At 72.8% G+C, this 11,859-nt stretch carries 2 protein-coding genes; both read left to right on the top strand.

Features of this window, described 5'->3' with window-relative positions; genetic code table 11:
- Nucleotides 1-10,306 (top strand): amino acid adenylation domain-containing protein (locus ACOJUJ_RS07905; RefSeq protein WP_420126319.1); only part of this gene is annotated, 10,306 nt, incomplete at its 5' end.
- A gap of 113 nt (nucleotides 10,307-10,419) precedes the next feature.
- On the top strand, nucleotides 10,420-11,859 hold a 1,440-nt coding region (locus ACOJUJ_RS07900), incomplete at its 3' end, for a non-ribosomal peptide synthetase (RefSeq protein WP_420126318.1).

Raw genomic sequence — 11,859 nt, 5'->3', positions numbered from 1 at the left:
GGACGCGCAGGTGAAGATCCGCGGCTTCCGCATCGAGCCGGGCGAGATCGAGGCGATGCTGCGGGGCCACGAGCGCGTCAGCGACTGCGTGGTGATTGCGCGCGAGGACGTGCCGGGCGACCGGCGGCTGGTGGCGTACGTCGTCGGTGACGTGGAGGCGGACACGCTGCGGGAGCACCTGCGCGGGAGCCTGCCGGAGTACATGGTGCCGTCCGCGTTCGTCGCGCTGGACGCGCTGCCGCTGACGCCGAACGGCAAGCTGGACCGCAAGGCGCTTCCCGCGCCGGAGTACGCGGCCGACGCGGACCGCTACGTGGCGCCGCGCACGCCGACCGAGGAGCTGGTGGCGGGGATCTGGGCCGAGGTGCTGAAGGTGGACCGGGTGGGGGTACACGACAACTTCTTCGCCCTGGGGGGCCACTCCCTGCTGGCGGTTACCCTGGTCGAGCGGATGCGGCGGCGCGGCGTGCGCGCGGACGTGCGCGCGCTGTTCACCACGCCCACGGTGGCGGAGCTTGCCGCGGCGGCGGAAGGTGACTTCAACAAGGTCGCGGTCCCGCCCAACCGGATCCCGGCCGGCTGCGGCGCCATCACGCCGGAGATGCTGCCGCTGGTGGAGCTTACGCAGGCGGAGATCGACCGCGTCGTGGCCGGCGTGCGGGGCGGCGCGGAGAACGTGCAGGACATCTATCCCCTGGCGCCCCTGCAGGAGGGGATCCTCTTTCACCACCTGCTCAGCCCGGAGAACGATCCCTATCTGCTCCCGCAGCCGTTCTCCTTCGGGAGCCGCGAGCAGCGGGATGCCTACCTGGCCGCGCTGCAGGCGGCGGTCGCGCGGCACGACATCCTGCGCACGTCGGTGGTGTGGGAGGGGCTTTCCGAGCCGGTGCAGGTAGTCTGGCGCGACGCTCCGCTGGCGGTCGAAGAGGTGGAGGTCGATCCGGCGGCCGCCGATGCGGCGAGGCACCTGTACGAGCGGGTCGGCGCACGGCATCGGCGCGTCGACCTGAGCCGGGCTCCCATGCTGCGTGCCTACGTGGGCCGTGAGGCCGTCGCGGGGCGCTGGGGGCTGCTGCTGCTGCTGCACCACATGGTGAGCGACCATACCGCGGCCGACGTGCTGCGCGAGGAGATGGAGGCGCACCTGTCCGGGCGCGAGGCGCAGCTGCCGGCTCCGCTGCCTTTCCGCAACTACGTGGCGCAGGCGCGGCTGGGGGTGAGCCGGGCGGAGCACGAGGCCTTCTTCCGCGAGCTGCTGGGCGACGTGGACGAGCCGACGGCGCCGTTTGGGCTGCGCGAGGTGCGGGGAGACGGGCTGGGGCTGGAGCCGGGGATGCTGCGGGTGGAGGAGCGGCTGGCCGTGCGGCTGCGGGAGCGTGCGCGGGCGCTGGGGGTGAGCGTGGCGGCCGTGTGCCACGTGGCGTGGGCGCAGGTGCTGGGGCTGGCCTCCGGCCGCGACGACGTGGTGTTTGGGACGGTGCTCTTCGGGCGCATGGAGGGCGGTGAGGGAGCGGACCGGGTGCTGGGGCCGTTCATCAACACGCTGCCGGTGCGGATCGGGATGGGAGAAGGTGCGGAGGCGAGCGTTCGCCAGACGCAGGCGCTGCTGGCCAGCCTGGTGCGCCACGAGCACGCATCCCTCGCGCTGGCGCAGCAGATGAGCGGCGTGCCGGCGCCGGAGCCGCTGTTCTCGGCGGTCTTCAACTACCGGCATTCCAGCAGTGTGGGCGGTGGCGGCGGTGGCGGCGGAGGCGGCGAAAGAAGCTCTGCGCCCGGGCCCACGCAGGCCCTGCAGGTCATGGAGCGTTCCAACTACCCGCTCAACCTGGCGGTGAACGACTGGGGAGAGGCGTTCTCCCTGTCGGTGCAGGCAGAGGCGGAGGTAGGCGCACAGCGGGTGTGCGAGCTGATGCACACGGCGCTCGCGGGGCTGGTCGAGGCGCTGGAGAACGCGCCGGAGCGGACGCTGCGGAACATCGACGTGCTTTCGCAGGCCGAGCGGCGGCAGGTGCTGGAGGCGTGGAACCGCACGGACGCGGCGTATCCGGCCCAGTCGTGCATCCATGAGCTGTTCGCAGCCCAGGCGGTGCGCACGCCCGAGGCCGAGGCGGTCGCGTTCGAAGGAGAGCGTCTCACCTACGCGGAGCTGAACGCGCGCGCCAACCGTCTCGCGAATCACCTTCGCTCGCTTGGCGTAGGGCCGGACGCGCGAGTGGCGGTCTGCGTGGAGCGGAGCGCGGAGATGGTGGTCGCGCTGCTGGCCGTGATGAAGGCGGGCGGGGCGTACGTTCCGCTGGACCCGTCGTATCCGGCGGAGCGGCTGCGCTACGTCCTTGACGACAGCGCGCCCGCGGCGGTGCTCACGCAGCGCTCGCTGGACGGGGTGCAGGCGCTGTTCGCGCGCGTCGAGGTGCCGGTGATCGACCTGGAGGGCGCGGCGTGGGTGGATCAGCCCGCGACGGATCCGGCGGTCGAGGGACTTACGCCGGCGCACCTGGCGTACGTGATCTACACCTCCGGCTCCACTGGGCGGCCCAAGGGCGTCGCCGTCCCGCACCGCGGGGTGGTGAACCTCCTCGGCTCGATGCGGGAGATCGTGGGGATGGAGCCCGCGGATCGCCTGCTGGCGGTGACGACGTACGCGTTCGACATCTCCGTGCTGGAGATCTTCCTCCCCTTGCTGCACGGCGCGGCGACGATCGTGCTGCCGCGGGAGCGGGCGGCGGACCCGTCGGCGCTGGCGGAGGCGATCCGGGCCTACGCGCCCGCGGTGATGCAGGCCACGCCCGCCACCTGGCGGATGCTGGTGAGCGCGGAGTGGCAGGGCGCGCCCGGGATGCGAGCGCTCTGCGGCGGCGAGGCGCTGCCTGCGGAGCTGGCGTCGGCGGTGCGGAACCGCGTGGGCGGGCTGTGGAACGTGTACGGGCCTACGGAAACCACCATCTGGTCCACGTCTGAGGCGGTCCGCGGCGACTCCCCCGGACAGGTGCCGATTGGGCGGCCGGTGGCGAATACGCGGGTGTACGTGCTGGACGCGGCGCTGCAGCCGGTGCCGGTGGGCGTGGCGGGCGAGCTGTACATCGGGGGCGCGGGCGTGGTGCGCGGCTACCTGGGGCGGCCGGGGCAGACGGCGGAGCGCTTCGTGGCCGATCCGTTCGGCGGGGAGACCGGCGCGCGGATGTATCGCACGGGCGACCTTGCGCGGTGGCGGCCGGACGGGACGATGGAGTTCATCGGCCGCACGGATTTCCAGGTGAAGGTGCGCGGCTTCCGCATCGAGCTGGGTGAGATCGAGGCGCGGCTGGCGGAGCACGCGGACGTGCGCGAGGCGGTGGTGATGGCGCGCGAGGACGTGCCGGGCAACCAGCGGCTGGTGGCGTACTTCGTCGCCGCGGGCGCGGTGAACTCCGAAGCGCTGCGGGGGCATCTTTCGGAGCGGCTGCCGGAGTACATGGTGCCGGCGGCGTACGTGCGGCTGGACGCGCTGCCGCTGACGCCGAACGGCAAGCTGGACCGCAAGGCGCTCCCGGCTCCGGAGGGTGATGCCTACGCCACGCGCGGCTACGAGGCCCCGGTGGGCGAGACGGAGCAGGCGCTGGCGGAGATCTGGGCGGAGGTGCTGGGTGTGGAGCGGGTGGGCCGCTGGGACGGCTTCTTTGAGCTGGGCGGCCATTCGCTGCTGGCCGTACGCGTGGTGTCGCGCGTGCGGCAGGTGCTGGGCGCGGAGGTGGTGCTTGGGGAACTGTTCCGCACCCCCATGCTGGCGGACCTCGCGCGCGCCATCGGGAACGCGGCGCGCACCGAGCTGCCGCCGATCGAGCCGGTGGATCGTGACGGTCCCCTGCCTCTCTCTTTCGCGCAGCAGCGGCTGTGGTTCCTGGAGCAGCTGGGCGATCTGGGGAGCACGTACCACATCCCCACGCGGCAGCGGCTGCATGGCGAACTGGACCAGGACGCGCTGCGTCGCGCGCTGGACACGATCGTGGCGCGCCACGAGGCGCTGCGCACCACCGTCGTGGAGGTGGAGGGCGGGCAGGTGCAGCGCATCGCCCCGGTGCAGGAGAGCCGTTTCCAGCTCGCCGAGCACGACCTGCGCGGGGAGCCGGAAGAGGCGGTGCGGCGGCTGCTGGGTGAGGAAGCGCGCACGCCCTTTGACCTGGCGCGGGGGCCGCTCATCCGCGGTCTGCTGGTCCGGCTGGCGGAGGAGGATCACCTGCTGCAGGTGACCATGCACCACATGGTTTCCGACGGCTGGAGCATCGGGGTGTTCACCCGCGAGCTGGGCGCGCTGTACGGCGTGTTCCGCCGCGGCGAACCCGATCCGCTGCCGCCGCTGCCGGTGCAGTACGCGGACTACGCGGCGTGGCAGCGGCGCTGGGTGGACGGCGACGTTCTGAAGGAGCAGGCGGACTACTGGCGGGCCACGCTGGGCGGCGCCCCGGCGCTGCTGGAACTGCCCACCGACCATCCGCGGCCGGCGCAGGTGGATCATGCCGGTGCGTCGGTGGGCGTGGTGATGGACGACGCGCTGACGGCCGACCTCAAGGCGCTCTCGCAGCGCCACGGCACCACGCTCTTCATGACCGTGCTGGCGGGCTGGGCCGCGGTGCTGGGCCGGCTCTCGGGCCAGGAGGACGTGGTCATCGGCACCCCCAGCGCCAACCGCGGCCGCACCGAAGTCGAGGGGCTGATCGGCTTCTTCGTGAACACGCTGGCGCTGCGGATCGAGCTTTTCGGCTCGCCCACCGTCGCCGAGGTGCTGGCGCGTGTTAAGGAGCGGTCGCTGGGCGCGCAGCAGCACCAGGACATCCCGTTTGAGCAGGTGGTGGAGCTGGTGCAGCCGGTGCGCAGCCTGTCGCACACCCCGCTCTTTCAGGTGATGTTCGGCTGGCAGAACGCGGCGGAGGGCGCGCGCGAGCTCCCCGGCCTCACGCTGGGCGGCGTGGGCGCGGCGGAATCCGCGGTCTCCGCGTCGGGAGCGGCGGCGAGATTCGACCTCTCGCTCGACCTGGCGGAGCGGGATGGGCGCCTCGTCGGCAGCATGACGTACGCGACCTCGCTCTTCGACCGGGCGACGGTGGAGCGGCACGTCGGCTACCTTCGCCGCGCGCTGGAGGCGATGGCGGCGGACGAGCGGCGGCCGGTGGACCGGCTGGCGCTTCTGCCGGCGGAGGAGCGCACACAGGTGCTGGAGGCGTGGAACCGCACGGACGCGGCGTATCCGTCCGAGTCGTGCATCCACGAGCTGTTCCAGGCCCAGGCGGCGCGCACGCCCGATGCCGAGGCGGTCGCGTTCGAAGGAGAGCGTCTCACCTACGCGGAGCTGAACGCGCGCGCCAACCGTCTCGCGCATCACCTTCGCTCGCTGGGCGTCGGCCCCGACGCGCGGGTGGCGGTCTGCGTGGAGCGGAGCGCGGAGATGGTGGTCGCGCTGCTGGCCGTGATGAAGGCGGGCGGTGCATACGTGCCGCTGGACCCGTCGTATCCGGCGGAGCGGCTGCGCTACGTTCTGGACGACAGCGCGCCCGCGGCCGTGGTCACGCAGCGCTCGCTGGACGGAGTGCAGGCGCTGTTCGCCGGCGTCGAGGTGCCGGTGATCGACCTGGAGGGCGCGGCGTGGGCGGATCAGCCCGCGACGCATCCGGCGGTCGAGGGACTGACGCCGGCGCACCTGGCGTACGTGATCTACACCTCCGGCTCCACTGGGCGGCCCAAGGGCGTCGCCGTCCCGCACCGCGGGGTGGTGAACCTGCTCAGTTCGATGCGGGAAATTGTGGGGATGGAGCCCGCGGATCGTCTGCTGGCGGTGACGACGTACGCCTTCGACATCTCCGTGTTGGAGATCTTCCTCCCCCTGCTGCACGGCGCGGCGACGATCGTACTGCCGCGCGAGCGGGTGGCGGACCCGGCGGCGCTGGCGGAGGCGATCCGGTCGTATGCGCCCACGGTAATGCAGGCCACGCCCGCCAGCTGGCGGATGCTGGTGGGCGCGGGGTGGGAGGGCGCGCCCGGGATGCGGGCGCTCTGCGGCGGCGAGGCGCTGCCGGCGGAACTGGCGTCGGCGGTGCGGAGCCGTGTCGCCGGGCTGTGGAACGTGTACGGGCCCACGGAGACCACCATCTGGTCAACCTCCGAGGCGGTGCGCGGCGATTCCGCCGCGCAGGTGCCGATCGGGCGGCCGGTGGCGAATACGCGGGTGTACGTGCTGGACGCGGCGCTGCAGCCGGTGCCGGTGGGCGTGGCGGGCGAGCTGTACATCGGGGGCGCAGGCGTGGTGCGCGGCTACCTGGGGCGCGCGGCGCAGACGGCGGAGCGCTTCGTGGCCGATCCGTTCGGCGGCGAGCCCGGGGCGCGGATGTATCGCACGGGCGACCTGGCACGCTGGCGGCCGGACGGGACGATGGAGTTCATCGGCCGCACCGACTTCCAGGTGAAGGTGCGCGGCTTCCGCATCGAGCTGGGGGAGATCGAGGCGCGGCTGGCGGAGCACGCGGATGTACGCGAGGCGGTGGTGATGGCGCGCGAGGACGTGCCGGGCGATTTGCGGCTGGTGGCGTACTTCGTCGGCGCGGCGGCGGATGCGGCCGGCGCGGCGGACGCCGAGGCGCTGCGGGCGCACCTCTCCGGCGCGCTGCCGGAGTACATGGTGCCGGCGGCGTACGTGCGTCTGGACGCGCTGCCGCTGACGCCGAACGGCAAGCTGGACCGCAAGGCGCTGTCGGCCCCGGAGGGCGATGCCTACGCGATCCGCGGCTACGAGGCGCCGGTGGGCGAGACGGAGCAGGCGCTGGCGGAGATCTGGGCGGAGGTGCTGGGGGTGGAGCGGGTGGGCCGCTGGGACGGCTTCTTTGAGCTGGGCGGCCATTCGCTGCTGGCCGTGCGCGTGGTGTCGCGCGTGCGGCAGGTGCTGGGCGCGGAGGTGGCGCTCGGCGAGCTGTTCCGCTCCCCCGTGCTGGCCGATTTCGCGCGCGGGCTGGCGACCGCGGCCACGGCGGAGCTGCCGCCGATCGAGCCGGTGGACCGCGGCGGGCGGCTGCCGCTCTCCTTTGCGCAGCAGCGGCTGTGGTTCCTGGAGCAGCTGGCCGATCTGGGCAGCACGTACCACGTCACCACGCGGCAGCGGCTGCAGGGAGAGCTGGACCGGGGCGCGCTGCGTCGCGCGCTGGACGCGATCGTCGCGCGCCACGAGGCGCTGCGCACGACGGTCGTGGAGGTGGAGGGCGGCCAGGTGCTGCGCATCGCCCCGGTGCAGGAGAGCCGGTTCCAGCTCGCCGAGCACGACCTGAGCGGCGAGCCTGAGGAGGCGGTGCGGCTGCTGCTGCGTGAGGAATCGCGCACGCGGTTCGACCTGGCGCAGGGCCCGCTCATCCGCGGCCTGCTGATCCGGCTGGCGCCGGAAGAGCACCTGCTGCACGTCACCGTGCACCACATCGTCTCCGACGGCTGGAGCATGGGGGTGTTCACCCGCGAACTGGGCGCGCTGTACGGCGCCTTCCGCCGCGGCGAGCCCGATCCGCTGCCGCCGCTGCCGGTGCAGTACGCGGACTACGCGGCGTGGCAGCGGCGCTGGGTGGACGGCGACGTCCTTAAGGAGCAGGCGGACTACTGGCGGGCCACGCTGGGCGGCGCGCCGGGGCTGCTGGAGCTGCCCACCGATCATCCGCGGCCGGTGCAGGCAGACCCCGCGGGTGCATCGATGACGGTGGTGATGGACGAGGCGCTGACGGCGGGGCTCAAGGCACTGGGCCAGCGCCACGGCACCACGCTCTTCATGACCGTGCTGGCGGGCTGGGCCGCGGTGCTGGGCCGGCTGTCGGGGCAGGAGGAGGTGGTCGTGGGCACCCCCACCGCCAACCGCGGCCGCATGGAGATCGAGGGGCTGATCGGCCTGTTCGTGAACACGCTGGCGCTGCGGATCCAGCTCGACGGCTCCCCGTCCGTCGCCGAGGTGCTGGCGCGGGTAAAGGAGCGGGCGCTGGACGCGCAGCAGCACCAGGACATCCCCTTCGAGCAGGTGGTGGAGCTGGTGCAGCCGGCGCGCAGCCTGGCGCACGCGCCGCTCTTTCAGGTGATGTTCGCCTGGCAGAACACGTCGGAGGGCCGGCTGGAGCTCCCCGGCCTCAGACCGGGGGGCGCGGGTTCGGCGGGGGCGGCGGGCTCCACGTCGGGAGCGCCGGTCTCCGCGTCGGAGGCGGCGGCAAAGTTCGACCTGTCGCTCGACCTGGAGGAGCGGGACGGGCGCATCGTCGGAAGCGTGACGTACGCGACCTCGCTCTTTGATCGGGCGACGGTGGAGCGCTGGATGGGCTACCTTCGCCGCGCGCTGGAGGCGATGGTGGCGGACGAGCGGCAGCCGATGGAGCGGCTGGCGCTTCTGCCGGCGGACGAGCGCACACAGGTGCTGGAGGCGTGGAACCGCACGGACGCGGCGTATCCGTCCGAGTCGTGCATCCACGAACTCTTTCAGCAGCAGGCGGCGCGCACGCCCGAGGCGACGGCGGTGGTCTTCGAAGGCCAGCGGCGGAGCTACGCCGAGCTGAATGCACGCGCCAACCGCCTTGCGCATCACCTTCGCTCGCTGGGCGTCGGCCCCGACGCGCGGGTGGCGGTCTGCGTGGAGCGGAGCGCGGAGATGGTGGTCGCGCTGCTGGCCGTGATGAAGGCGGGCGGGGCGTACGTTCCGCTGGACCCGTCGTATCCGGCGGAGCGGCTGCGCTACGTGCTGGACGACAGCGCGCCCGCGGCCGTGGTCACGCAGCGCTCGCTGGACGGGGTGCAGGCGCTGTTCGCGGGCGTCGAGGTACCGGTGATCGACCTGGAGGGCGCGGCGTGGATGGATCAGCCCGCGACGGACCCGGCGGTTGAGGGACTGTCGCCAGCGCACCTGGCGTACGTGATCTACACTTCCGGCAGCACTGGCCGTCCCAAGGGCGTGGCCGTGCCGCACCGCGGCGTGGTCAACCTCTTGGGATCGATGCGGGAGATCGTGGGGATGGAGCCCGCGGACCGCCTGCTGGCGGTGACGACGTACGCCTTTGACATCTCCGTGCTGGAGATCTTCCTCCCCCTGCTGCACGGCGCGGCGACGATCGTACTGCCGCGCGAGCGGGCGGCGGACCCGTCGCCCCTGGCGGAGGCGATCCGGGTCTACGCGCCCACGGTAATGCAGGCCACGCCCGCCACCTGGCGGATGCTCGTGAGCGCGGGGTGGGAGGGTGCACCCGGGATGCGGGCGCTCTGCGGCGGCGAGGCGCTTCCGGCGGAGCTGGCGGCGGCGGTGCGGCAGCGCGTGGGCGGGCTGTGGAACGTGTACGGGCCCACGGAGACCACCATCTGGTCGACCACCGAGGCGGTCCGTGCCGATTCCGCCGGGAGCGTGGGCGCGCAGGTGCCGATCGGGCGGCCGGTGGCGAACACGCAGGTCTACGTGCTGGATGCGGCGCTGCAGCCGGTGCCGGTGGGCGTGGCGGGCGAGCTGTACATCGGGGGCGCGGGCGTGGTGCGCGGCTACCTGGGGCGGCCGGGGCAGACGGCGGAGCGCTTTGTGGCCGATCCGTTCGGTGGCGAGACCGGGGCGCGGATGTATCGCACGGGCGACCTGGCGCGCTGGCGGCCGGATGGGACGATGGAGTACATCGGCCGCACCGACTTTCAGGTGAAGGTGCGCGGCTTCCGCATCGAGCTGGGGGAGATCGAGGCGCGGCTGGCGGAGCACGCGGACGTGCGCGAGGCCGTGGTCCTGGCGCGCGAGGACGTGCCGGGGGACCAGCGGCTGGTGGCGTACTGGACGCCGGTGTCCGCCTCCACCGGGCCGGCGGTGAGCGAGGCGCTGCGGGCGCACCTGTCCAGTGCGCTGCCGGAGTACATGGTGCCGGCGGCGTACGTGCGGCTGGAGACGCTGCCGCTTACCCCCAACGGCAAGCTGGACCGCAAGGCGCTGCCGGCCCCGGAGGGGGACGCGTATGCGTCACGCGAGTACGAGGCGCCGGAGGGCAAGATCGAGGTGGCGCTGGCGGAGATCTGGGCGGAGCTGCTGCGCGTGGAGCGGGTGGGCCGGAACGACCACTTCTTCGAGCTGGGCGGCCACTCGCTGCTGGCGCTGCAGGTGGTCTCGCGGGTGCGGCAGGAGATCGACGTGGAGCTCGCGCTGGCCGCCGTGTTCGAGAAGCCCGTGCTCTCCGCGCTCGCCGAATGGATTCTGGAGCTGCGGCTGGCCCGGTTCGATCCCGAAACCCTTGCACGGCTCGCGCAGCTGGTTCGCCAGCCCGACGCGGAGGCCGTGCCCGCCGGGGAGGAGCCGGGCTGAGAACGTCCGCCCGGCTCAACCGGCCGTGTCCGCTACGCCACTGGGGAGGTGCAACGCCACTTTGCTCGTGCCCCCGCAACCCACGCAGTTGACCTTCGAAGATGCTGAACCGTTTGACCGCTGAGCGCCTGCCGCTCCCCATGGCCCTCGCCTCGACGCAGGCCGCGGCGGAGTACTGGAAGACGACGCTCTCCGATGCGCCCGAGTTGCTGGAGCTGCCCACCGACCATGCGCGTCCGGCCCGGCGGGACCTCGTTGGCGCCCGCGTGGGGGTGCAGCTGGACGAGGAGCTGAGCGCCGGACTCAACGCGCTGTCGCGGCGGCACGGGGTAAGGCCGTACGTGACGCTCCTGGCCGGTTGGGCGACCGTGCTCAGCCGGCTTTCGGGGCAGGCGGACGTGGTCATCGGCACGCCGGCGGCGGGGCGCGGGGAGATTGCGGGGTCGGCGGGCTCCGTCGCCGATACCCTGGCGATCCGCGTGGACCTCTCCGGCTCGCCCACCGTGGCGGAGCTGCTGGGGCGGGTAAAGGAACGGACGTTGGAGGCGCAGCAGAATCAGGACATCCCTTTCGAGCAGGTGGTGGATCTGGTCCAGCCCGCGCGCAGCCTGGCGCACACGCCGCTCTTTCAGGTGATGTTCGTCTGGCGGGACGCGTCGGAGGGCGGGCCGGAGCAGACGGGAGACGTGGGTTCGTCGTCGCGGGCGACGGCGGAGTTCGACCTGTCGCTCACGCTGGGCGAGGCGGACGGGCGCATTGTGGGGAGCCTGACGTACGCCACGGCGCTCTTCGAGCAGGCGACGGTGGAGCGCTGGCTGGGCTATCTGCGGCGGGTCCTGCGGGCGATGGCGGTCGACGACGCGCAGGCGGTGGATCGCATCGAGCTGCTTTCGTCGGATGAGCGGCGCCGGGTGGTGGAGGAGTGGAACCGCACGGAGGCCGATTATCCGCGCGAGCTGTGCATCCACCAGTTCTTCGAGGCCCAGGTGGAGCGCGCGCCCGACGCGCCGGCGGTGATCTTTGGCAACGAGGCGCTGAGCTACGCGGAGCTGAATGCGCGCGCGAACCGCCTGGCGCACCACCTCCGCACCCTGGGCGTGGGTCCCGACACACGGGTGGCGATCTGTGTGGATCGCGGCGTGGAGATGATGGCCGGTCTGCTGGCCATCATGAAGGCGGGCGGCGCGTACGTACCGCTGGATCCCGCCTATCCCGCCGAGCGGCTGGAGTACATGCTGGCCGACAGCGCACCCGCCGTCCTGCTGACGCAGGGCTCGCTGGCGGGGCTGTTCTCCGGGACGGATGTACGGGTGATCGACCTCGCGGCGGATGCGGGGACATGGGCCGGGGAGCCGGAGACGAACCCCAGCCGCACGGAGATCGGGCTGACGCCGGATCATCTCGCGTACGTGATCTACACCTCCGGCTCCACGGGGCAGCCGAAGGGGGTGATGGTGGAGCACCGGAGCCTGGCCAACCTGGTGGCGTGGCACCGCGCCGCGTTCGGGGTGCAGGCGGGCGACCGGTCGTCCAGCGTGGCGGGGTTCGGGTTC

Source organism: Longimicrobium sp. (assembly GCF_048594345.1).
Taxonomy (GTDB): domain Bacteria; phylum Gemmatimonadota; class Gemmatimonadetes; order Longimicrobiales; family Longimicrobiaceae; genus Longimicrobium.
Note: the sequence above shows the minus strand (reverse complement) of the source record. Positions and strands in the feature narration are given on the sequence as shown.